20 protein-coding genes and 2 tRNA genes are annotated in these 21,650 nt (G+C 47.0%); 10 read left to right on the forward strand and 12 right to left on the reverse strand.

The annotated features are described in order from the left end of the window. Positions 1 to 53: 53 nt before the first annotated feature. The 4 genes from serB to JHU38_RS05385 all read right to left on the reverse strand — a co-directional run bounded on the left by serB (position 54) and on the right by JHU38_RS05385 (position 3,970). A complete protein-coding gene (serB, locus tag JHU38_RS05370; protein WP_107583190.1) occupies positions 54 to 1,295 on the reverse strand; it encodes a phosphoserine phosphatase SerB in 1,242 nt (413 codons plus the stop codon). Positions 1,296 to 1,314: 19 nt separating this feature from the next. Next, positions 1,315 to 2,184, reverse strand: a complete 870-nt coding sequence (locus tag JHU38_RS05375) for an aldose 1-epimerase family protein (RefSeq protein WP_107582744.1) — start codon at positions 2,182 to 2,184, stop codon at positions 1,315 to 1,317. 599 nt (positions 2,185 to 2,783) lie between these two features. Continuing rightward, positions 2,784 to 2,978, reverse strand: coding sequence for a DNA-binding protein (locus JHU38_RS05380; protein WP_107582742.1), 195 nt, complete (start codon positions 2,976 to 2,978; stop codon positions 2,784 to 2,786). Between the two features lie 29 nt (positions 2,979 to 3,007). After that, the gene (locus JHU38_RS05385; RefSeq protein WP_232369850.1) at positions 3,008 to 3,970 is read right to left on the reverse strand and encodes an SPFH domain-containing protein; all 963 of its coding nucleotides are present in this window, start codon (positions 3,968 to 3,970) and stop codon (positions 3,008 to 3,010) included. A 211-nt stretch (positions 3,971 to 4,181) separates the two neighbouring features. On the opposite strand from JHU38_RS05385, the gene mnmA reads away from it, so the two are divergent. Beyond that, positions 4,182 to 5,300, forward strand: coding sequence for a tRNA 2-thiouridine(34) synthase MnmA (gene mnmA / locus JHU38_RS05390; protein ID WP_232369851.1), 1,119 nt, complete (start codon positions 4,182 to 4,184; stop codon positions 5,298 to 5,300). Positions 5,301 to 5,448: 148 nt separating this feature from the next. After that, positions 5,449 to 6,186, forward strand: a complete 738-nt coding sequence (locus tag JHU38_RS05395; RefSeq protein WP_107582740.1) for a sigma-70 family RNA polymerase sigma factor — start codon at positions 5,449 to 5,451, stop codon at positions 6,184 to 6,186. Positions 6,187 to 6,302: 116 nt separating this feature from the next. Here JHU38_RS05395 and JHU38_RS05400 read toward each other — a convergent pair whose 3' ends face one another. The 6 genes from JHU38_RS05400 to lysS form a co-directional block, all read right to left on the reverse strand. Further along, positions 6,303 to 6,725, reverse strand: a complete 423-nt coding sequence (locus JHU38_RS05400) for a DoxX family protein (RefSeq protein WP_107582738.1) — start codon at positions 6,723 to 6,725, stop codon at positions 6,303 to 6,305. 104 nt (positions 6,726 to 6,829) lie between these two features. Then, a complete protein-coding gene (locus JHU38_RS05405; RefSeq protein WP_146157025.1) occupies positions 6,830 to 7,735 on the reverse strand; it encodes a GYF domain-containing protein in 906 nt (301 codons plus the stop codon). A gap of 32 nt (positions 7,736 to 7,767) precedes the next feature. Next, a complete protein-coding gene (locus JHU38_RS05410) occupies positions 7,768 to 8,490 on the reverse strand; it encodes an HAD family hydrolase (protein ID WP_199222678.1) in 723 nt (240 codons plus the stop codon). A 3-nt stretch (positions 8,491 to 8,493) separates the two neighbouring features. Further along, entirely contained in the window at positions 8,494 to 9,840 is a 1,347-nt protein-coding gene (locus JHU38_RS05415; protein ID WP_107582735.1) for a glucose-6-phosphate isomerase, read from the reverse strand. A 57-nt stretch (positions 9,841 to 9,897) separates the two neighbouring features. Continuing rightward, positions 9,898 to 10,893 carry an NAD(P)H-dependent glycerol-3-phosphate dehydrogenase gene (locus tag JHU38_RS05420; protein ID WP_107582733.1) on the reverse strand — a complete coding sequence of 332 codons (996 nt, stop codon included), beginning with the start codon at positions 10,891 to 10,893 and terminating at the stop codon, positions 9,898 to 9,900. Then, on the reverse strand, positions 10,886 to 12,622 hold the full coding sequence (gene lysS / locus JHU38_RS05425) for a lysine--tRNA ligase (protein WP_107582731.1): 1,737 nt from the start codon (positions 12,620 to 12,622) through the stop codon (positions 10,886 to 10,888). The genes JHU38_RS05420 and lysS overlap by 8 nt, the downstream gene beginning before the upstream one ends. A gap of 703 nt (positions 12,623 to 13,325) precedes the next feature. On the opposite strand from lysS, the gene htpG reads away from it, so the two are divergent. From htpG to JHU38_RS05440, 3 genes are all read left to right on the forward strand, one after another. Then, on the forward strand, positions 13,326 to 15,380 hold the full coding sequence (gene htpG, locus JHU38_RS05430) for a molecular chaperone HtpG (RefSeq protein WP_107582727.1): 2,055 nt from the start codon (positions 13,326 to 13,328) through the stop codon (positions 15,378 to 15,380). A 107-nt stretch (positions 15,381 to 15,487) separates the two neighbouring features. Continuing rightward, positions 15,488 to 15,561: transfer RNA gene (locus JHU38_RS05435), tRNA-Arg, on the forward strand. A gap of 34 nt (positions 15,562 to 15,595) precedes the next feature. Then, positions 15,596 to 15,669 (forward strand) — tRNA-Arg (locus JHU38_RS05440). 247 nt (positions 15,670 to 15,916) lie between these two features. Here the strand turns inward: JHU38_RS05440 and JHU38_RS05445 are convergent. Next, positions 15,917 to 17,374 (reverse strand): aminoacyl-histidine dipeptidase, encoded by a 1,458-nt coding sequence (locus JHU38_RS05445; RefSeq protein WP_107582725.1) that lies wholly within the window; start codon positions 17,372 to 17,374, stop codon positions 15,917 to 15,919. A gap of 153 nt (positions 17,375 to 17,527) precedes the next feature. On the opposite strand from JHU38_RS05445, the gene JHU38_RS05450 reads away from it, so the two are divergent. From JHU38_RS05450 to JHU38_RS05470, 5 genes are read left to right on the forward strand one after another with little or no spacing between them, the layout of a single operon-like run. Next, complete coding sequence (locus JHU38_RS05450) at positions 17,528 to 17,722, forward strand: hypothetical protein (protein ID WP_107582723.1); 195 nt, start codon at positions 17,528 to 17,530, stop codon at positions 17,720 to 17,722. A gap of 28 nt (positions 17,723 to 17,750) precedes the next feature. Beyond that, a complete protein-coding gene (locus JHU38_RS05455; RefSeq protein ID WP_107583182.1) occupies positions 17,751 to 18,371 on the forward strand; it encodes an OmpH family outer membrane protein in 621 nt (206 codons plus the stop codon). A gap of 15 nt (positions 18,372 to 18,386) precedes the next feature. Next, on the forward strand, positions 18,387 to 19,037 hold the full coding sequence (gene nth, locus JHU38_RS05460) for an endonuclease III (protein WP_107582721.1): 651 nt from the start codon (positions 18,387 to 18,389) through the stop codon (positions 19,035 to 19,037). 2 nt (positions 19,038 to 19,039) lie between these two features. Continuing rightward, a complete protein-coding gene (locus JHU38_RS05465; RefSeq protein ID WP_107582719.1) occupies positions 19,040 to 19,741 on the forward strand; it encodes a DUF2461 domain-containing protein in 702 nt (233 codons plus the stop codon). 1 nt (position 19,742) lies between these two features. Beyond that, complete coding sequence (locus JHU38_RS05470; protein WP_107582717.1) at positions 19,743 to 20,441, forward strand: tRNA1(Val) (adenine(37)-N6)-methyltransferase; 699 nt, start codon at positions 19,743 to 19,745, stop codon at positions 20,439 to 20,441. Positions 20,442 to 20,458: 17 nt separating this feature from the next. Here JHU38_RS05470 and JHU38_RS05475 read toward each other — a convergent pair whose 3' ends face one another. Further along, positions 20,459 to 21,487, reverse strand: a complete 1,029-nt coding sequence (locus JHU38_RS05475; RefSeq protein ID WP_107582715.1) for a diacylglycerol/lipid kinase family protein — start codon at positions 21,485 to 21,487, stop codon at positions 20,459 to 20,461. Positions 21,488 to 21,650: the final 163 nt, after the last annotated feature.

Here is a 21,650-nt window from a genome sequence, read left to right on the forward strand (position 1 = left end):
GACACCAGCTTTGCAGCCTTTCTTATTTTTATTTAGGCCTTTTCCCGGCCTCTTTACAGTCTTCCTTGTTCTCCGAGATAGCTGTCTTTGAATCCGAGGAAGTACAGAATACCATCAAGGCCGATGTTATTGATACTTTGTTTGGCGTTGGCCACCACTCTGGGCTTGGCATGAAAGGCGATACCCAGACCGGCTTCGGATATCATGGGAAGGTCGTTGGCACCGTCACCGACAGCTATCGTCTGTGCCAGATTCACCTTTTCCACTTGCGCGATCAGTTTAAGAAGCTCGGCTTTGCGGTGTCCGTCAACGATTTCGCCTACGTAGTTGCCCGTGAGCTTACCGTTTTCGTCTATCTCCAGTTCGTTGGCATAGACATAATCAATGCCATAACGGCGTTGCAGATATTCGCCGAAGTAGGTAAATCCACCACTTAGAATCGCGATCTTATAGCCACATGTCTTCAGTACCGACATGAGTCGGTCGGCTCCTTCCGTGATAGGGAGCTGTTCGGCAATGTCCTGCATGACATGCGCGTCCAGCCCTTTGAGCAGTTTTACCCTTTCCGTGAAACTCTCTCTGAAGTCTATTTCGCCCCGCATGGCTCTTTCTGTGATTTCTCTCACCTGCTCACCGACGCCTGCCCGTTCGGCCAATTCGTCGATACATTCCGTCTGAATCAAGGTCGAGTCCATATCAAAGCAGATGAGACGGCGCATTCTGCGGTACATGTCGTCTCGCTGGAAAGAGAAGTCTATCTCCATATCGGTCGACATCTTCATCAGCTGTTCCTGCATCCGGCTGTGGCTTTCGGGCGTTCCTCGGAGTGAAAACTCAATACAAGCTCTGACATTCCTCTTCGGGTTGAGAATGCTCTGGCGGCCGGTCAGGCGGAGAATGGAGTCGATGTTCAGCCCTTGCGCCGCGATAATCTGTGTGGCCGACGCAATTTGTTTGGCTGTCAGTTTCCTGCCGATGATGGTCAGGATGTAACGGTTTTTGCCCTGTCGGCCCACCCAGTTCTCATATTCGGTATCGCTGATGGGCGAGAATCCGATGTTGACTCCCAGTTCGGTGGTCTTGAAAAGCAGTTCCTTCATCACCTGTCCCGAGTAACTTTCGTCCATTCTGACAAGGATTCCGAGCGACAAGGTGCTATGGATATCGGCCTGACCGATATCAAGAATCTGCGTATTATACCGGGAGAGAATCGTCATGACCGACGCTGTCAGTCCGGGGCGGTCCTGTCCGGTAATGCTGATCAATATCTGTTCTTTCTTTTCTGTTGATTCCATTGAGTCTGTCTGCTTTGCGTTACTTTCCAATCGTAATCGTGTATTCACTCATAAACGAGGCACCGGGCTGGAGTTTGTTCATCAAGTATTTATCCTTAAACTCTCCTTCAAATTCCGCCCAGTCGTGAATGCCGTACCAAGGCTCTATGCAGATGAAGGGAGCGTGCTTGCCCGCGGGGTTCCAAATGCCTACGGCCGGACTCTTGAAGTCGACGCTGACAACGGGCTCATCGTTTTCGTCCAGCAGTTCCACATGTTTCAGCTGCTGATGGTCGAAGATGATCGCGTCGTCTTTAAACGTCTCTTCATCCACTTCCCACATGCCGCCGTTCGTCTCCACTTTGTGATAGCCCGGCTTCAGGCAGCCTTCCACGTTGCCGAAAACGCGCATCGGTTCAGCTTCGTCCAACTTCAACTTCGCTTTCATCGGCTCTCCCTTTCTGCAACCGGGCACGGCAAAGGCCGGATGTCCGCCGATTTGGAAAAATATATCCTTGCTGTCCGTATTCTCCACGTGCCAAACCACGTGAATCCTGTTGCCGTTCAGTTTGTAACTGACGGCCAGATTGAAATGAAAAGGATATACTTTGTAGGTCTCGGCCGTGTCGTGGAGGCCCAGGATTATCCTGTTTTCACCTTTCGCCAGCACCGTAAAGTCGGTGTCGCGGGCAAATCCATGTCGGTTCATCCGAAACTCTTTGCCGTTGATGCGAAAAGTATTTTTCCACAGTCCGCATACGATAGGGAAGAGGAGGGGCGACTTACGTCCCCAATAGTTGGCGTCTCCGTCCCACAGGTATTCGTGTCCCTCGCTATCTTTAATGCTCTGCAATTCGGCTCCATGCTCCGAAATTTCGACCGTGAGCAGCTCGTTCTTAATTTGTTCCATACGGTTTTCCTATTGATTTACTTCTTATGCAAAGATAGCAACTTTTCCGTAAAGCCATTCGTTTAGCCCTAAACTTTTACCACGATGGGTCTCTTGTTCCGCCATCATATTTATTCATGCGGGAAATCAAGACAGAAATGAGTGCGGTCCATTAATTGTTAAAATCGGCGAATTATCTTTACATCTTCTTCCGAATGGCCGCGTCGTTTGCCACAAAAAGTTTTTCGCGGGCAAATACGCGAGTTTTGGGCGGATTTGTATGTGGTTGTGAATCAGTGTCTTGCGTTTTTAAGTGAACAAAAGGGGCGAAAAAGGGGCTTGAAAATGCAGCTTTAAGGGTGAGAAAGCGGCGTTTTGAGGCGATAAAAGTAGCCCTTTTAGGAGATGATAGCTGCGCTTTTGCGGGCTGAAAGCATGACAATGAGTTCGTAATAGTGCGGATTTGACAGTCTGAATGTTATGGAAAAGGAATTTTAACACTTAGATGACACGGGACAGAAGTGTTAAAATTCTTACATTTTCTTTGACAAAACAGAAGTGTGTTTGCCTGTTTTTACGAGTCAGACCTGCCTTTGTTTCTGCTCAGACGATAAACTCGCTTATGGCGTTTCTTCGTTCTTGTTTTTTCGTTTCTTGGGCAATCGTCCGTTTTTGCGCAGTGCCTCGGCTATAATCCATTGTAATTGGCCGTTAGTACTGCGAAATTCGTCGGCGGCCCACTTCTCTACGGCCGCCATCGTGTCGCTGTCGAGCCGCAGGATAAATGATTTCGTGTTTGTTTCTTTCTTAGCCATTTTTCCGGGTTGATAGCCATTTGGGCCGCTTACATGTTGAGGGTGCCGGTGTTGACGACAGGTTGCGCGTTGTCTTCACCGCACAACACCACCATCAGATTGCTCACCATGGCGGCTTTCTTGTCGTCGTCCAGTTCTACAACGTCGTTTTCAGTAATCTTGTCAATGGCCATTTTCACCATGCTTACCGCACCTTCCACAATCTTCTCACGGGCTGCGATGATGGCGTCGGCCTGTTGCCGGCGCAGCATGACGGCCGCAATTTCGGGCGCATAGGCCAGGTAGTTGATTCGTGCCTCTACGATTTCAATGCCTGCCATGGCCAGCCTTTCGTCGAGTTTGGCCTCCAGTTGCTTGTTGATTTCATCACCACCACCGCGTAGCGTCAGTGCGTCATCGCTCTCATTGGCGTCGTATGCATACTGTCCGGCCGTTTGGCGAAGAGCTGCGTCGCTTTGTATCTTGACGAAGTTTTCAAACGCTCTCATAATCATATTCACGTTACTATGCGCCTGAGTGGTCTGTGCCATGGTCTGCGCGTCGATTTCGAACATCGCTTTATACGTGTCAGAGAGCTTCCAAACCAGCACCAAGCCAATCATAATCGGGTTTCCCTGCTTGTCATTCACCTTTATTGGTTCTACATCGAGGTTACGGGCACGCAGCGAAAGCTTCTTGCCGTTGATGAAAGGGTTGACCCAATAGAAGCCCACTTGCTTGAAAGTGCCTTCATAGGAACCGAAGAACATCATGACGCGGGCCTCGTTAGGCTCTTGCCGGATGAAGCCGCCAAGGCAAAACAGACAGGCAACAAATAGCAGAATGCCCCCCGCGACGCTTATACCAAGGCTGTATATAGTACCCAGATAGGTCCAGTAGGCGCTTATGCCAAGGCCTGTCAGGATTACAAACAGTGCCAAGAAGCCATTCAAGATAAGGCCATTGAATTCCACTTCCAGTTTCATTTCGTTTTCAAGGTTTTTCTCTTCCATGTTCTTAATGCTTTTAAAGGGTTAATGATAGTCTTGCTTTAAGCCGTTTGCAGTGGCTTTTTTATAAAATAAATGATATCATTTTGATATCACAAATATATGCGTTAATTTGATAAGTTGTAGCATATATACCTTATATTTAATGTATATTAACCCTTGGGCGCTTCTTTTCGGCTTCTGCGTTCTTCCTTCTTTTCGTAACTTTGCACCTATGATGATAACCGAGGAAGATATGATCGACGGGCTCACCGTCGATGAGCTTCGCCGAAAGCGCGTTGCGGTGTTGCTGTCAGGGGGGGTCGACAGCAGTGTCGTTGTCTGGGAGTTTGCCCGTCGAGGGCTTCATCCCGACTGTTTCTATATCAAGATTGGACCCGAGGAAAAGGAGGAATGGGACTGTTCCAGTGAGGAAGACTTGGAGATGGCTACGGCCGTTGCGGCCAAGTATGGCTGTCGGTTGCAGATTGTCGATTGTCACCGGGAGTATTGGAATCAGGTAACTCGCTACACGATGGAGAAGGTGAAGGCCGGGTTTACGCCCAATCCCGACGTGATGTGTAACCGATTGGTCAAGTTCGGAGCCTTCGATGAGAAGAAGGGACATGACTACGACCTGATTGCTACGGGCCATTATGCCCGGACGGAGGTGACAGACGGAGAGAAATGGCTCGTCACGAGTCCCGATCCCGTCAAAGACCAGACCGACTTTCTGGCTCAGATTTACGACTGGCAGTTGCGTAAAGCCATCTTTCCGATAGGCCATCACGTGAAGAACGAAGTGCGCGAGATAGCCGAGGCCGAGCATTTGGTCAACGCCAGACGCAAGGACAGCCAGGGCATTTGCTTTTTGGGACAAATCAATTACAATGATTATCTGCGTCGTTACTTGGGCGACTGCCCGGGCGACGTCATCGAATTGGAAACCGGCAAGAAGATCGGTGAGCACCGGGCGTTGTGGTATCACACCATCGGCCAGCGCAAAGGACTGGGCTTCGGCGGCGGTCCTTGGTTTGTGGTGAAGAAGGATGTGGAGCGCAACGTTCTGTATGTCAGCCACGGTTACGACCCGGCTACGGCTTACAAGCAAGATTTTAAGGTGCACGATTTCCATTTTCTCACCCGCCGGGATGTGCTTGCTACGGGTGGCAAGGTAACGTTCAAGATTCGACATACCCCCGAATACCATCCGGCCGAGGTCGAGCGGTTGTCCGACCACGAGTTTATCATTCATTCTGTGGAGCCCATCCACGGCGTGGCACCGGGTCAGTTCTGCGTAGTCTACGACGCGTGTCATCACCGTTGCTACGGCAGTGGCGAGATAACTTTCTGACCCATGCGCACGGAAGAGCGTTTATCAGATAACAGTTGTCTCATAGAATATTTTATTCCGATTTTCTTTTGATTCCTTGTTCTTTTTATGTAAGTTTGCAGGAAGCAATGCAATGAATGTCTTTTGTTTTCATTTTGAAATATAAGATATGAGAAAGATAAAAACCGGTAAACCGCTTTCTGAGCGTGAAAGTAATTCTCTGAAAGCTTATTTGGATGAAATTGGCAAGGAGAGTTTGCTGTCAATGGAAGAAGAGCAGGCTCTTTCGGAGCAGATACGCCAAGGCGATCGTCAAGCGTTGCACAAGCTGACGGAAGCCAATCTCCGCTTCGTCGTGGCCGTGGCCAAGCATTATCAGGGACTTGGATTGGGCATGAACGACCTTGTCAGTGAGGGAAATGTGGCGTTGTTGCATGCCGCGGAGAAGTTTGACGCCGGACGCGGACAACGTTTTGTGGCCTATGCGGAGATGTATATACGCCGGGCGATTGAACGGGCGTTGAACGAACAGGCCGGTATTTATCGGTTGCCACAAGGCGAAAAGAATCCGATTGAACAATACAATAGCAAACCTTTCTCCGTGGACGCTCCCTTGTCAACGGGCAAGAGCGCTACTCTTTTGAGTGTGTTGCACGACGATGAAGCGCCGGAAGCCGATCAAGGACTTGTAACAGAGTCCGACCGGAAGGCTTTGGAGGAAGCGATGACCGTACTGAACGACCGTGAACGTGTGGTAATCGCGGCTTTTTATGGAATCGGCCAAGACCATACGACACTGGCGGAGATAGGCAATCGGCTGGCGGTAAAGCGCGAGCGGGTGCGTCAGATTCGGAAAACGGCATTGCGAAAATTGGCCAAACACAATCCGGTATTGAAGAAACTTTAGTCGGGCGACCGGCTTTGAAAGTTTGGAAACAAGTAGGGGGCGCAACGGAAAGACCATCTTTCCGCTGCGCCCTTGGCTTTTGGTTTCGTCATTCCGCCAAAGGAATGCCGTAGTCTTTAGTCGAGTATACCGCCTTTGGTCACCGCATACTTGCCGGCACCGGTCAGACAGAGCACGGTTGCGCCAAGCAGGTAGAGCATGGGCAGTTCGATGGCCCAGCCGCCGGTCATCGGGTCGACGGAGAAAATCTGTCCGAGATGCGCCATGAGGATGGCGACAACCATGTTGCCGGCAAAAACAACGGCGGCCGCACGGGTCCACAAGCCGATAACAATCATTATCGAAGCAACCAACTCGGCAGCCAATGCGCCATAGGCGATGAATGAGGGCAGGCCCATTTGTGTGAGCATGCCGCCAATGAAGCCGACGCCGGCTGTCAGTTTGTGTACGCCGTGAAACAGCATAAGACCGCCGACGGTAAGTCGTAAAAGAAGCAATCCACAGTCATTGCTACGCAAGAAATCTTTTTCTAAAGTCATTTTATTTGATGTTTGATAGTTAATAAAACTCCCTTCGGGTTGTGAGGGAGATTGGAGAGACCGGCAAATGATCATGCCATTCTTTCCGTTCGTATCGTAAAAGCCTATTTAAAGAGGTTCAGAATGTCGTCGATGATTTTGCTGATGCCGCTTTCCGTCGCGCTGTCGGTTTCCTCTGCCACTTTCTTCTTCACCATCTTACCGATGGAATTGACAATTTTGTCCTTGGCTTGTTTGGTAATTTCGTCTGTAGGACCATCGCTATCATCGTCTTTCGACACGCCGGTTTCATTCTCATCATCCGTATTTTGGCTGTCTATTGTCCCGCTTTCGTCCTGTTGGCTCGGCATTCTGAGTTTCTTCTTCTCCAGCGCTTTGGCAATATCATCATCGTTCAGGGTGATCACCTTGCCCAAAATGCCAAACGAAACCGTGTGTTCCTTGCCATTCCAGTTGACCGTTGTCTTCGAGAAAAGTATGTAATTATGATATTCTAATGTTTCGCTGAGCGCGTCAACGATACTTCCGGTCATCATCCTGCTGATCATCCGCATGCCTGCCGCGAAGATATTATCCTCCGTATCGGCCGCTTTCTTGTTCAGGAAGGATGTCAGACTGTCACGAATCGCGTCCTGGTGGTCGCGCTTGCCGGGGTTTGTGAAGGCGAAAAGGAGTGCGATGACCACTACCAGCCCGACGATGATTTTACCAAAAGGCCTCTTTTTCTTGGGCTTTTGCGGCTGAAGAGGTTCACGGTAGGCCTGATTCGTGCCGGCTTGCCGGTCGTTGTCGGCAGTCTTGGGGTGTTCCTGTGGGTTGAAAGGAGGTGGCGTGGACGTGGCTTGGGTGTTGAATAGGAAGTTCTTCAGTTCTTCCACCTGCCATGCCGGAGTCCAATTGGCCATTCCTTCGCTCCAGACCAATGTCTCGGAAGTGATTCCCTTATCTTTCAACTCATAGATACTGAAAGGGCCGGCTTGTTGATTGTTCTCGATAATAAAGTATCTCATCTTGCTTTCCAATTCGTTTTGCAACTACATATTTATATAAACAGTTCTTCAAAGTGGTTCCGCAATTCGGTCATCCTTTGAAAAACGACGTGGGCCCCTGCGTTGTATAGCGTTTCGTCGGGCAGCGGCCCGCTGTTGACGCCTATCGTGAAGATGCCGGCCGAGGCTCCGGCTCTGACACCCAGTGGCGCGTTTTCAACGACAACAGCCTCCCAGGGACGCAGATTGCCGGCCTTCTGAAGTCCCATCAGGTAAGGATCGGGATGCGGTTTGCCACGTTCCACGTCGTATGCTGTTACGATGTGGTCTTTTGACAGATAATCTTCGAAGTCCCGAATCAGCCTGTCGATCAATGGTTTCTGTCCGCTTCCGGTGACTACATTGATACTCATGCCGTGACGATCAGCCTGTTCCATCACGTCGACAACACCCTCGAAGACTGGCGCTTCAGGCATGTGATGGAAGAGATGGGTCTTGACATCATACATTTTCTGCGCTTCTTCCAGCGAAATATCCAGTCCTTTCTGTGCTTTTACGAAATGTCGGATTGTGTCAATTCCGCGTGCGCCTTCGGTCGCGTAGGCATTTTCGGCCGTCATTTTGATACCGAATTGCGCCATGCTTTGTTGCCAGGCAACGGCGTGATTGGGCATACTGTCGTAGAGTACGCCGTCCATATCAAAGAGAACGGCCTTGGGACAGAATTGCCCAAAGCCGTGTTCTTCTAAGTATTGTTTGATTTTGTCTTTCAGCATGATTTACAATCTCTCACGTATAGCCTTGCTTTCAGCCTCGTAACCGGGCTTATCGAGCAGCGCGAACATGTTTTTCTTGTAAGCTTCTACGCCCGGTTGGTTGAACGGATTCACCTCCTGAAGCAAGCCGCTGATACCACATGCCTTTTCGAAGAAGTAAATGAGCTGACCCAAGTAATACTCGGTCAGTTCCGGCATGTTAATCAGGATGTTGGGAACGCCACCGTCTACGTGCGCCATCCGGGTACCCAGCTCGGCCATCTTGTTGACCTCGTCCACGCGTTTGCCCTCGAGGAAGTTGAGACCGTCCAGATTTTCTTCGTCATGGGGGAAGTCCAGTTTGTGGCGAGGTGTCTCAACGGAGATAACCGTTTCAAAGATAGAACGCTCGCCTTCCTGAATCCATTGGCCCATTGAGTGGAGATCTGTTGTGAAGTCGCAGGCTGCGGGGAAAATACCCTTCAGTTCCTTACCCTCACTTTCACCATAAAGCTGCTTCCACCATTCGGCCATGAAATGGAGTTTGGGTTGGAAGTTGGCTATAATCTCAATCTTTTTGCCTGCCTGTGTATAGAGGGCCTGACGTGTGGCTGCATATTGTGCAGCCATGTTTTCGGCAAACGGCACGTCCTTGCCACAGGCTTTCTCCATGTCGGCAGCACCTTTCACGAGCGCTTTCACGTCGAAGCCGGCGCAGGCAATCGGCAACAGGCCTACGGGTGTGAGCACAGAGAAGCGTCCACCCACATTGTCGGGAATGATGAAACTCTTATATCCTTCCTTGTCGGCACAAGTACGGGCAGCTCCTTTCTTGGCATCGGTAACGGCAACGATGACATCGCGTGCTTCTTCCTTGCCACGTTGAGCCTCGCACTGCTTCTTCAGCAGGCGGAAAGTGAGCGCGGTTTCGGTCGTAGTTCCCGACTTTGAAATATTGATAACGCCAAACTTCTTATCTTTCAGGTAAGTTGTCAGCTCGAAAAGATAATCTTCGCCGATGTTGTTGCCGGCAAAGAGAATCGTAGGATTCTTCCGATCATCGATGAGCCATGCGAAGCTGTTGCCCAAAGCCTCGATAACCGCGCGTGCGCCAAGGTAGGAACCGCCGATGCCGGCCACCACGATTACTTCGCATTTCTTGCGCAGCGTGTCGGCTACAGCCTGTATTTCATTGAGAAATCCTTCGCTAATTCCGGATGGCAAATGCAGCCAACCCAAGAAATCATTGCCGGCACAAGTGCCGTTTTCGAGTGCTTCCTGCGCGTCTTTTACCTTTGCTTCGTATGCCTCTACGGCACCCTTGGTAAGAAACTGTTCAGCTTTTGTAATGTCTAATGTGATACTTTTCATTGTTGTTTGTATTTATAATCCGGACAAGACGCTGTCGTCTGTCGGATCATGGGTTGATTATTGTAAACGATTGGCCAGTTGTGGAATCACGAGCAATGGCCCCTGACGTTCGTATAAGATACTGTAAACGGCGTTGAGAATGGGCATGTCTACCTGCATGAGTTCATTGATTTCTTTCATACATTTGGTTCCATAGTAGCCCTCGGCCACCATTTCCATCTCTATCTGTGCGCTCTTTACCGAATATCCCTTACCAATCATCGTTCCGAAAGTGCGGTTGCGGCTGAAATTGCTATAACATGTTACCAGCAAGTCGCCGATATACGCGCTGTCATTGACACAGCGTTGGGCCGGATAGGCGGCATTGAGAAAGCGTTCCATCTCCTGCGCCGCGTTGGCAATGAGCACAGCCAAGAAGTTGTCGCCGTATTTCATACCGTGGCATATACCCGCCGCAATGGCGTAGACATTCTTCAACACGGCCGCGTACTCTATGCCAATGATGTCGGTAGAGGTCTTAGTCTTGATAAATTCGCTTGATATGATATCGGCAAAAGCCTGTGCCTTCGTGATGTCGCTACAACCTATCGTGAGATAGGAGAGACGTTCCATGGCCACCTCTTCCGAGTGGGACGGGCCACCGATGCAGGCAATATTGTTGTAGGGCACTTCCCATACCTGATGGAAGTATTCCGAAACCACCACGTTTTCATCGGGCACGATACCCTTGATGGCCGAGACGACGTTTTTGTTACGTAGCGGCGTGGTGAGTTTCTTCAAGTGATTCTTCAGGTAGGGCGATGGAGTTACGAACACCAAGGTGTCGTAATCATTGACAATTCGGTTGAGATCACTTGAAAAATCTATTTCTTCAACGTTAAAATTAGCCGCCATCAAGTAGGCCGGATTGTGTCCGAGGCGCTTGAATTCGGCTATCCGGTCGTCGCGTCTCATATACCATCCGATGTGGTGCGTATGACGCACCACAATCCGAGCGATAGCCGTTGCCCACGAACCGCCGCCGATGATGGCTATCTTACCGCAGTTATTCATTGGCTTTGTCTATCCAAGCTTGGAACTCTTCTACAGTTGGCTTTTGATAATCGAGCTTGTATTTCTTCACAATCTCGCCCAACTTCTGCTGCAATCCCTGAGCTTTCTGGTCCTTGATATCACTGATGAGGTTGAAACCGGCCTTGCGCAATACGTAGACCCAGTCTTCGGCCACGCCGAGTTCGGCCCATTCCTTGATGCTACTCTGCGGCATTTTGGCCTCGGGTTTCATCTGCGGAAAGAGCAAAACTTCCTGAATGAACTCCTTACCCATCATGAGCATGCACAAACGGTCGATACCTATGCCGATACCCGATGTGGGAGGCATACCATATTGCAGCGCACGCAGGAAGTCATGGTCGATAACCATGGCCTCGTCGTCGCCTTTGTCGGCCAGTTGCATCTGATCTTTAAAACGCTCTTCTTGGTCGATGGGGTCGTTGAGTTCCGAATAGGCGTTGGCCAGTTCTTTACCGTTGACCATCAGCTCGAAGCGTTCTGTCAGTCCGGCTTTCGAGCGGTGCATCTTGGTGAGTGGGCTCATTTCGACGGGATAGTCGGTGATGAAGGTCGGTTGGATGAACTTTCCTTCGCAGAACTCGCCGAAGATTTCATCAATCAACTTGCCTTTTCCAAAGGTTTCGTCGATGGTTTCCATCTTCAGATCGACCATCGCAATCTTACGAATTTCATCTTCGCTCTTGTCGCTGAGGTCGAAACCGGTCTGTTCCTTAATAGCTTCGAGGATGGGCAGACGGCGGAACGGAGCCTTGAACGAGATAATACTGTCGCCGTTCTGAACTTCTGTGCTGCCGTTGTTTACGGCCTTACAGATGGTTTCGAGCAGTTGTTCGGTGAAGTTCATCATCCAGTTGTAGTCCTTGTACTGCACGTAGAGTTCCATACAGGTGAACTCCGGGTTGTGGAACTTGTCCATACCCTCATTGCGGAAGTTCTTGCCAATCTCGTAAACGCCTTCGAAGCCGCCCACGATGAGGCGCTTCAGATAAAGCTCGGTGGCGATACGCATGTACATATCGACGTTGAGCGCGTTGAAATGGGTGATGAATGGGCGAGCCGAAGCACCTCCGGGAATACTCTGAAGGGTAGGGGTTTCCACCTCGGTATAGCCATGTTCGTCGAAGAAATTACGCATAGTGCGTAGCACGGTGGCACGCTTAAGGAACGTGTCTTTCACGCCATCGTTCACCACAAGGTCTATATAGCGCTGACGAGCCCGCATCTCGGGATCGTCAAACTTATCATAAGCCACGCCATCCTTGTATTTCACGATCGGCAGAGGCTTGATACTCTTGCTCAATAAAATCAGTTCCAGCGCGTGAACGCTAATTTCGCCGGTCTGCGTCTTGAACACAAAGCCTTTCACGCCAATGAAGTCACCGATGTCGAGCAGCTTCTTGAATACTTTGTTATATAAGTCTTTGTCTTCGCCCGGACAGATTTCGTCGCGCGAAATATATACTTGAACTCTTCCTTTGCTATCTTGCAGTTCCACAAAACTGGCCTTACCCATGACACGGCGGCTCATCATGCGGCCGGCAATAACTACCTCGCGTTTCTCGTCTTCACTATAAAGACTTTTGATATCGATAGAAAAAGCATTGGTGGGAAACTCTGCTGCAGGATATGGGTCGATACCCATGTTGCGCAATTCTTGGAGACTTTGCCTGCGCACAATCTCCTGTTCACTTAACTCTAGTATGTTCATAGTTTTATAATAGAATATATTCTTTTGGCTGCGAAGTTACTAATATTTTTCGATATAGGTGCTGTTTCTTATGATTTATCTATATTAATAAGGTGAGAAATGTAGTCCGTGAAAGGGTATTTTGTCAAGTTTTTTGGTGTAAAAAATGGCTTTCTGGACGACGCCTTCTAAGTGTTAAAAGTTTTAAAGTTAACCTTTTGGATGAGGAAAAACAGAAGGTCGACTGCCAAAAGCTATGCTTTGACAATGTAAAAGGGCTGCTTTTACATGCTAAAAGTGTAACTTTTGCATGCTAAAAGCACTGCAATTAGCCCTCTATTACGACACAAATGGAGTATTTTTGTGTGATAAAAAATATGCGTTTGTAATTAAGTGCTTGATAATCAGGTGTTTGGTAAAGTGTCGAAATTTTAGCTTTTTCAGGACCAAGACAAACTTTTTTCAAAATAACGCAGCCATTTGGAGCTGTTTGTCAAACAAATTCAGTATGCACGTAGCCAAGTTTTTGTTGTTTTATAAATACCTGTTCTATATTTGTTTATGTGTTGTAGGCGAGATGGAGACTTCTTGAAGTTGGATACATTCCTTCAATAATTCTGCTTGTCCACTTCTAATTTCTTTGACCATTTGTTTATGGGGTTATTTGCTTTGGCACGCTCTTTGCATATTTTGAGGCAGAAAATAATAATTTACATATAATATTATGCAAAAAGGAAATATTGGGGTTACGACCGAGAACATCTTCCCTGTTATCAAAAAGTTTCTCTATTCTGATCATGAAATCTTCCTGCGCGAGATGGTGTCGAATGCTGTTGACGCAACACAGAAGATGAAAACATTGGCCGAACGTGGTGAATTTAGTGGCGAACTAGGCGATTTGACCATTCGTATCAGCTTGGATAAGGAAAACAAGACCCTGACGATCAGCGACCGTGGTCTTGGTATGACGGCCGAGGAGATAGACAAGTACATCAACCAGATTGCTTTCTCGGGTGTCACCGACTTTCTGGATAAATACAAGGATAACGCCAATGCCATCATCGGTCATTTCGGACTGGGTTTCTACTCGGCTTTCATGGTGTCTGATAAGGTGGAAATCATCACCCGTAGCTACAAGGAAGGCAGTCAGGCTGTGAAATGGAGTTGCGATGGAAGTCCCTCGTTTGAGATTGACGAGACGGAGAAGGCCGACCGTGGCTCGGACATCGTTCTGCATATTTCGGATGATTGTGCGGAGTTTTTGGAGAAAAACAAGATCGAAGAACTGCTTAATAAGTATTGCAAGTTCCTCATTGTACCCGTTGCTTTTGGCAAAAAGACAGAGTGGAAGGACGGCAAGCAAGTGGAAACGGCCGAGGATAATATTATTAATAATGTGGAACCACTGTGGGTGAAGGCTCCCAGTACGTTGAAAGATGAAGACTACAAGAGCTTCTACCGCACACTTTATCCCATGCAGGACGAGCCGTTGTTCTGGATACACCTGAATGTGGACTATCCGTTCAACCTGACGGGTATTCTCTATTTCCCACGCGTACATTCCAACATCGAACTCCAGCGCAACAAGATTCAGCTTTATTGCAATCAGGTGTTCGTTACCGATCAGGTGGAAGGTATCGTGCCCGAGTTCCTGACACTGCTTCATGGTGTTATCGATTCGCCCGATATTCCGTTGAACGTCAGCCGTAGTTATCTGCAGAGCGATGCCAACGTGAAGAAAATCAGCACTTATATCACGAAGAAGGTGTCTGACCGTCTGCAAAGTATCTTTAAGGAAGATCGCAAGCAGTACGAAGAGAAGTGGGATAGCCTGAAGCTCTTCATCAACTATGGTATGCTGTCACAGTCCGACTTCTACGATCGTGCCAAGGACTTCACGCTGTTGAAGAGTGTAGACGGCAAGTATTTCACCTTTGAGGAGTACAAGTCGCTTATCGAAGGTGAGCAGACCGATAAGGATGGCAACCTGATTTATCTATACGCCACGAATAAGGACGACCAGTACAGCTATATCGAGGCTGCACGTAACAAGGGTTACAGCGTTCTGTTGATGGATGGTGATCTCGATGTGCCTATGACATCCATGCTTGAGCAGAAGTTGGAGAAGAGCCGCTTCACTCGCGTAGACTCTGATATTATCGACCGTCTCATCGTGAAGGAAGACGCCAAGGTAAGCAATCTGACCGACGATGAGCGTGACAATTTGTCAGAAGTGTTCCGCAGCCAAATGCCAAAACTCGATAAAGTGGAGTTTGGCGTGGAGGTAGAAGCATTGGGCGAGACGGCTCAACCGGTTGTCATTACGCAGAACGAGTATATGCGTCGAATGAAGGAAATGAGCCACTTCCAGCCCGGTATGAACTTCTATGCCCAAATGCCCGACAGCTATATGATCGTGCTCAATAGTGATCATAAGTTGGTAAAGCAGGTGCTCGAAGATGCCGGCAAGGCCACGGAGGAGCAGTTGAAGCCTGTTTTGAGTGAAATCAAGGGACAGCAGGCCCGTTTGGCAGCCCTCCGCCAGAGGCAGGATAAGAAGAAACCGGAGGAAGTCACCCAGGAGGAGAAGGACGATTTGGCCAACACGGAAAAGGCCTTGCAGGATGAGCGCGTTAAGAAGAACGACATTCTCGCGTCTTATGCCAAGGACAACGCTGTGGTTCATCAATTGATCGACCTGGCTTTGCTGCAAAACGGCATGCTGAAAGGAGCGGCTTTGGACGCCTTCCTCAAGCGAAGCGTTGATTTGATTGGGTAAATTGTCATGCCGTAGGAGGCGGCATGATATTTATTTGATAAAATAAGTGTAAATGTTTGGCAGTTACAGAAAAAGTAGCTACCTTTGCACTCGCAAATCAGAAATTTGGCTCCGTAGCTCAACTGAATAGAGCATCTGACTACGGATCAGAAGGTTCCGGGTTTGAATCCCAGCGGAGTCACTTTTCTTGAAGAGCGAAATAAAATAATGGTTTTGGCTTCGTAGCTCAACTGAATAGAGCATCTGACTACGGATCAGAAGGTTCCGGGTTTGAATCCCAGCGAAGTCACCGGCAAGAGGTTTTCAGCAATGGAAACCTCTTTTTGCGTTATATGTTCTTATGCCTTACGCCAATTCCCTGTTGAAAGAGGTTGTCCCGAAGAGTTCTTACTTGATCAGTCATAGCTTGATAGATTCTACCGAGCCTATAAACGCGCTGTTTGCATGGAATTATCTTCACAAGCAAACAGCGCGTTTGTCATAATTGGCGTATCGATTCTATCCATATTTCACTGATAGAATCAATCCTGCCGTTCTTATTTTACGGGAACGTTTTTGAGAATCTCAAGCAAGTGGTCCCAAACCATTTGAACGGTAGGGATGTGGAGACGCTCGTCGGGCGTGTGTACATAGCGGAGTGTCGGCCCGAATGAAACCATGTCGAGGTTAGGATAACGCTCGGAGAAAAGTCCGCATTCAAGACCGGCGTGAATACCCTTGACCTCCGGAGTCTTGCCAAAGAGCTTCTTGTAGGCGTCGACAGCCAGTTGAGTCAGTTTGCTGTTGGGATTCATCTTCCATGCCGGATAGCCGTCGTTCTGGACGATCTGTGCGCCGGCCAGCTGGAATACGGCTTTGATAGTGTTGCACTGGTTGTCAAGATTGCTCATTACATTGCTACGTTGCGACGCAAGAATCTCAATCTGGTTCTCGGAAGTCTTGACTACAGCTATATTGCTGGAGGTCTCGACCATACCGGCTAAGGCTTCATCCTGACACATGGAGAAGATACCGTTGTCGACGGCCTGCAAAGCCTGAATGAGTTTGCGGCTAACTTCTGCAGGAAGAACCGGCATGGCTTCGGTACTGCTCATGTTGAAAACCATGGTCGTGTCGGTAACATGGAATTCGTCTTCGACGTTGTGGGTGAAAACATTCCAATCGGCACGAACATTTTCTTTTTCGTTTGCGGGAACGGCAAATACAACCTTGCCATCACGAGGAATGGCGTTGTGGAGTTTTCCTGAATTGAAACTGACAAGACGCAGGCTGGTCTTTTCCTGTTCGAGATAAAGGAAGCGGGTCAGCACTTTGATAGCGTTGGCGCGCATCTTGTTGATATCATCGCCGGAGTGTCCGCCGGTAAGTCCTTTCAAAGATATTTCGAAGAAGAAGTAATTATCGGGAGCGGCCTCGCGCTTGAAATCGAACGTGGCTGTGGTGCTGCGTCCACCGGCACAGGAAACGAATATCTGTCCTTCGTCTTCAGAATCCAAGTTGATGAGCCAGTCACCGGTCATGAAGCCGGCCTTCATTCCCATGGCGCCGGTGAGCTGCGTCTCTTCGTCACGGGTGAAGACGCATTCCAAGGGACCATGTTGAAAATCGTCGCTTTCAAGCACAGCCAACTCGATGGCGCAACCGATACCGTCGTCAGCACCAAGGGTTGTTCCTTTGGCTTTCAGCCACTCACCGTCTACATAAGTCTGAATGGCGTCGGTATTGAAATCGAAGTCTACGTCGACAAGTTTGTCGCATACCATATCCATATGGCTTTGCAGAATGACCGTAGGTCGGTTTTCGTAACCAGGCGTGGCCGGTTTGCGAATCAGAACGTTGCCTGTTTCGTCGATTTTAGTCTCAAGATTGTGCTGTTGTCCGAATTGTTTGAGATATTCGATCATCTTTTCCTCATGCTTGGAAGGGCGGGGAATCGTATTGATTTTAGCAAACTGCTCGAATACGCTAACGGGTTTTAATAAGTTTTTCTCCATATTATTAAACTTTAATTACTAAAAAAATCTTATTTAAAGTCAGTGTAACCTTTTGGCAATCAAAAATGAAGGAATTATTTTTTGATATTCCGTTGATTTGCACTATCTTTGCACCAATATATTTACACTGAAGCACTGCAAAAATAGTAAATAATGATAGAAACCATACTTCTTAGCATGTTAATAATTGCTATCTGCGTAGCTTTATTGTCGATTAAGTTGTTGTTGAAGAAAAATGGCAAATTTGCTTCGCAGCATATCCATGATAATCCCGGTTTGAGAAAGCAAGGCATTCATTGTGTAATTGATCAAGACAAGGAAGCCCGCTCAAAACGGCGTGCATTTTAGTAAAATGATTCTGAAACAAAAAAATAATATGAGAAAGAAAAACATGATTGGCAGTCTTGCTGTGGCTGCAATGGTAACTTTGGCTATGCCGTCTTGTAATCAGTCAAGCCCAAAGATGGATTCAAAAGCTGACGTAGAACAAAATGCGCCTGCCAGTCTTAAAATAGCTTATGTTGAGGTTGATAGTATCATGTCTCAATATACATTCTGTAAAGACTATTCTTTGATTCTTCAGAAAAAGGGACAGAATATCCAGAATACTCTTGCCGCAAAACAGCAACAACTACAGGCTGCGGTAGCTAATTTTCAACAAAAGGTTCAGCAGAACACGTATACTCGTGAGCAGGCTGAGGCTATTCAAGCTGGTTTGCAGAAACAGAACAACGACCTTCAGGTATTGAATCAGCGCTTGAGCACCGAGTTCCAGACTGAAACGGATAAATATAATTCTGCTTTGCGTGACAGTATTCAGAATTTTCTTAATATATATAATAAGGATAAGAAATTCAGTATCATCTTTAGCAAGCAGGGTGATAATCTTTTGTATGCAGACAAAGTCTATGATATTACGAAAGAAGTTATCGCTGGTCTGAACAAGGCTTACAAACCTTCAAAGAAAGCTGCTGCAGCGAAAGAAGAAAAGAAGTAAAATATAAATGAAGATATGACTCGTAAAGAAAGATACGAATTCATATTGGAACATTTTAGAAATACGCTACCGATTGTGACGACTGAATTGCAATTTGGTAGCGCATTTCAGTTATTGGTGGCTACGTTGCTGAGTGCGCAATGTACGGACAAACGTATTAACCAGATAACGCCTGAGCTGTTTCGACATTATCCGGACGCGAAGTCAATGGCGCAGGCCGAAGAGGAAGATGTTTTCGAATATGTGAAGAGCGTCAGTTATCCCAATGCCAAGAGTAGGCATTTGGTGGGGATGGCAAGAATGTTGGTTGAGAAATTTGGTGGAGAAGTTCCTGATAATATGGCGCAGTTGACAATGTTGCCGGGTGTCGGGCGCAAAACGGCCAACGTGATTCAAGCAGTTTGGTTTGGTAAAGCCACGATGGCTGTGGATACGCATGTGTTCAGGGTGAGTCATCGATTGGGGCTTGTGCCAATGACTGCCACAACACCTCAAAAGGTTGAAGAGTATTTGGTGAAGCATATTCCAGACGAGGATATCCCGAAGGCCCATCATTGGTTGTTATTGCATGGCAGATATGTTTGTCAGAGTCAGAAACCGAAGTGTAGCCAATGTGACTTTGAGAAGATTTGTCCCAAATTGATGAAGAACAGTAAATTAGAATAACGATGGACGTAGAAAGAATATTGAGGTATTTACAGACCCTTGCCGCAAATAATAATCGTGAATGGTATCAGGAGCATAAGGCGGAGTATCAGAAAATCCGAAGCGATTTTGAAGAAGGTGTGGCGAAAGCCATCACTCGGTTTAGCCGTTTTGATAATGAAATAGCTCATCTGAAGGTTAAGGATTGTACTTACAGATTTAATCGCGATACACGTTTCTCTCCGGATAAGTCTCCCTATAAAAATCATTTGGGTGCCTATATCTGCGCGAAGGGCAAGAAGGCGCTTCGCGGAGGATATTACCTTCATTTGGAACCGGGACATTGTTTGGTGGCAGTGGGTAGTTATTGGTTGCCGACAAATATTCTTACCTCGTGTCGAAATGAGATAATGGGCAATATCGATGAATGGCGTCGCCGTGTAGAGAATGGGCAGTTTGTTAAAATGTTTGGCTATCCCAACGAAGGTAATTGGGAATCTTCGGATAAAGGCTTTGGATTAGCCGCGCTTAAAACCTGTCCTGCAGGTTTCCCAAAAGATTATAAGTATATTGAATATCTGCGAATGAAAGATTATTGTTGTTGGCATAGGGTGGACGATGATTTCTTTAAAGGTGATGGCTGGCTGGCTGAAGCTGCAAAAATATTTCAAATTGCCAAGCCAATGATGGATTTCATGAATAGTGTCATTGACGACTACGAGTAGGATGGGTTCAGACTCGTTTTCTTTTAAACAATTTGTAGTTAGGCATGATCGGTGCGGACAGAAGGTTGGTACGGATGGGGTGTTGATTGGAGCTTGGGCTAAAGGCGGAAAGCGTATATTAGACATTGGGACAGGATCCGGATTGATTGCGCTGATGATGGCACAGCGTTTTTCAAAGGCAGAGGTTTGGGGTATTGAAATTGATCATGAAGTTTATGAGCAGGCCTGTGAGAATGTGAATATAAGTCGGTTTGCATCCCAAATCTCTTTAGAGAATTGTTCATTACAAACTTTTGTGCCATCTTGTAAGTTTGATTGTATTGTGAGCAATCCTCCTTTCTTTGTTGATTCACTAAAAGCGCGGGATATAAAAAGAAATTGCGCACGACATACCGACAGTTTAAGTTTTGAAGAATTATTTTTTCATTCGGTTCGTTTGATGGATAAAGATTCTTTTTTCTCAATGATTATTCCTACTGATTATATTGAGCATATATTGTCTGTTGCGGCTGTAAATGGATTGCGTTTGAGTAGGCGGTGTGATGTAAAGACAGTGGAAAGGAAATCGCCTAAACGTAGTTTGCTGGAACTGACGAATAGGCGAGATATTACGTTTGCGTATGAAGTTCAAGTCTTAAATACTGATGACGGGGAACGGAGTAAGTGGTATCAACAGCTGACTTCTGATTTTTATCTTTAATCTTTATAGGGCGAGCATTATAGATTAAGTTTTCTGAGCAAAGTTTTGTTGAGCGCCTGAATCTGTCGACTTTGCCTTTCAAATTCTGCTTTAATGCTATTTATTTGATTGAAGATTTCGCAAGCGACATTTTGTATCAGGTTAGGCTTTCTTAGCCGTTTGTCCGCATTGGGATTTACAATGATATTGATACCTTTTTCTACAAGCTCGACAGTGATGTCTTGTCCTGTCATTACCGGATCTCCGTCATAATGGATAACGCCGGGATGGTCACGACGAATATGGAGCTTTTTGCATCTGAAACTTTTTATTTTAGAACTTTTATCCAAGGTCTTGTTAAACATGTCAATGCTAATTTGTGGTGCTTCGAGCACATCAAAAGGTTCCATAATAACAACATCCAATAACCCGTCGCTCATGGAGGCTTGTGGCGCTATATATGCATTGTTTCCATATTGTGAAGCATTGGCACATGAAATTAGAAAAGCCTTATATTGACTGGCCCCGTTTTCGCTCTTGATGGTATAGGTTTCCGGTTTGTATTTCAGTCCTTCCCGAAGAATATTCTCAACATAGGAAATGGGACCGCGTTTGCCTGATTCGGCAAACTTCTGACTGACAAATGCGTCGAATCCCATTCCACAGGTACAGAAGAAGGGATACTGATTTATGATTCCATAATCTAATTTATGAATTACGCATTGATTGATAACCTCAATAGACCTTTTTATATTCATTGGTAGCATGAGGTGGCGGGCCAGACCGTTTCCTGAACCACAAGGTATTACACCCAACGCTGTGTCGGAGTTGATAATTGCTTTGGCAACTTCATTTACAGTGCCGTCACCACCAATAGCTACGACAATATCAATACCACCTGTTTTACACTGGGTGGCAATCTCTGACGCGTGTCCTGCGTATTCTGTAAGTTTTAGCTGGTAATCAAACTGTTTTTTATCAATATTGTTTTCGATAAGTTCAGGTATGCCTGCTTTGCTGGAATTACCAGAAATAGGATTCATGATAAAAACAATCTTTTTTTTCATTTATACGTGCATTATCGATAGCGTTTTGCAAACTTACATAAAATCATCGGATTATACGCCGGTTTAATCAAGAAAAACAGTTTCTTAAAAAGAAATATACTATTGAAGTCCAATAGTGTCCTAAATAATTTTTGTGAAAACGCATATAAAGTTTCATCAAATC

Origin of the sequence: Prevotella illustrans (genome assembly GCF_017426725.1) — a bacterium.
In the GTDB taxonomy this organism is placed as follows: Bacteria; Bacteroidota; Bacteroidia; order Bacteroidales; family Bacteroidaceae; genus Prevotella; species Prevotella illustrans.

Excerpts from the sequence above, each read along its gene's own strand:
- serB (WP_107583190.1), bottom strand. The coding sequence starts at position 1,295 with ATGGAATCAACAGAAAAGAAAGAACAGATATTGATCAGCATTACCGGA.
- JHU38_RS05375 (WP_107582744.1), bottom strand. The coding sequence starts at position 2,184 with ATGGAACAAATTAAGAACGAGCTGCTCACGGTCGAAATTTCGGAGCAT.
- JHU38_RS05380 (WP_107582742.1), bottom strand. The coding sequence starts at position 2,978 with ATGGCTAAGAAAGAAACAAACACGAAATCATTTATCCTGCGGCTCGAC.
- JHU38_RS05385 (WP_232369850.1), bottom strand. The coding sequence starts at position 3,970 with ATGGAAGAGAAAAACCTTGAAAACGAAATGAAACTGGAAGTGGAATTC.
- mnmA (WP_232369851.1), top strand. The coding sequence starts at position 4,182 with ATGATGATAACCGAGGAAGATATGATCGACGGGCTCACCGTCGATGAG.
- JHU38_RS05395 (WP_107582740.1), top strand. The coding sequence starts at position 5,449 with ATGAGAAAGATAAAAACCGGTAAACCGCTTTCTGAGCGTGAAAGTAAT.
- JHU38_RS05400 (WP_107582738.1), bottom strand. The coding sequence starts at position 6,725 with ATGACTTTAGAAAAAGATTTCTTGCGTAGCAATGACTGTGGATTGCTT.
- JHU38_RS05405 (WP_146157025.1), bottom strand. The coding sequence starts at position 7,735 with ATGAGATACTTTATTATCGAGAACAATCAACAAGCCGGCCCTTTCAGT.
- JHU38_RS05410 (WP_199222678.1), bottom strand. The coding sequence starts at position 8,490 with ATGCTGAAAGACAAAATCAAACAATACTTAGAAGAACACGGCTTTGGG.
- JHU38_RS05415 (WP_107582735.1), bottom strand. The coding sequence starts at position 9,840 with ATGAAAAGTATCACATTAGACATTACAAAAGCTGAACAGTTTCTTACC.
- JHU38_RS05420 (WP_107582733.1), bottom strand. The coding sequence starts at position 10,893 with ATGAATAACTGCGGTAAGATAGCCATCATCGGCGGCGGTTCGTGGGCA.
- lysS (WP_107582731.1), bottom strand. The coding sequence starts at position 12,622 with ATGAACATACTAGAGTTAAGTGAACAGGAGATTGTGCGCAGGCAAAGT.
- htpG (WP_107582727.1), top strand. The coding sequence starts at position 13,326 with ATGCAAAAAGGAAATATTGGGGTTACGACCGAGAACATCTTCCCTGTT.
- JHU38_RS05445 (WP_107582725.1), bottom strand. The coding sequence starts at position 17,374 with ATGGAGAAAAACTTATTAAAACCCGTTAGCGTATTCGAGCAGTTTGCT.
- JHU38_RS05450 (WP_107582723.1), top strand. The coding sequence starts at position 17,528 with ATGATAGAAACCATACTTCTTAGCATGTTAATAATTGCTATCTGCGTA.
- JHU38_RS05455 (WP_107583182.1), top strand. The coding sequence starts at position 17,751 with ATGAGAAAGAAAAACATGATTGGCAGTCTTGCTGTGGCTGCAATGGTA.
- nth (WP_107582721.1), top strand. The coding sequence starts at position 18,387 with ATGACTCGTAAAGAAAGATACGAATTCATATTGGAACATTTTAGAAAT.
- JHU38_RS05465 (WP_107582719.1), top strand. The coding sequence starts at position 19,040 with ATGGACGTAGAAAGAATATTGAGGTATTTACAGACCCTTGCCGCAAAT.
- JHU38_RS05470 (WP_107582717.1), top strand. The coding sequence starts at position 19,743 with ATGGGTTCAGACTCGTTTTCTTTTAAACAATTTGTAGTTAGGCATGAT.
- JHU38_RS05475 (WP_107582715.1), bottom strand. The coding sequence starts at position 21,487 with ATGAAAAAAAAGATTGTTTTTATCATGAATCCTATTTCTGGTAATTCC.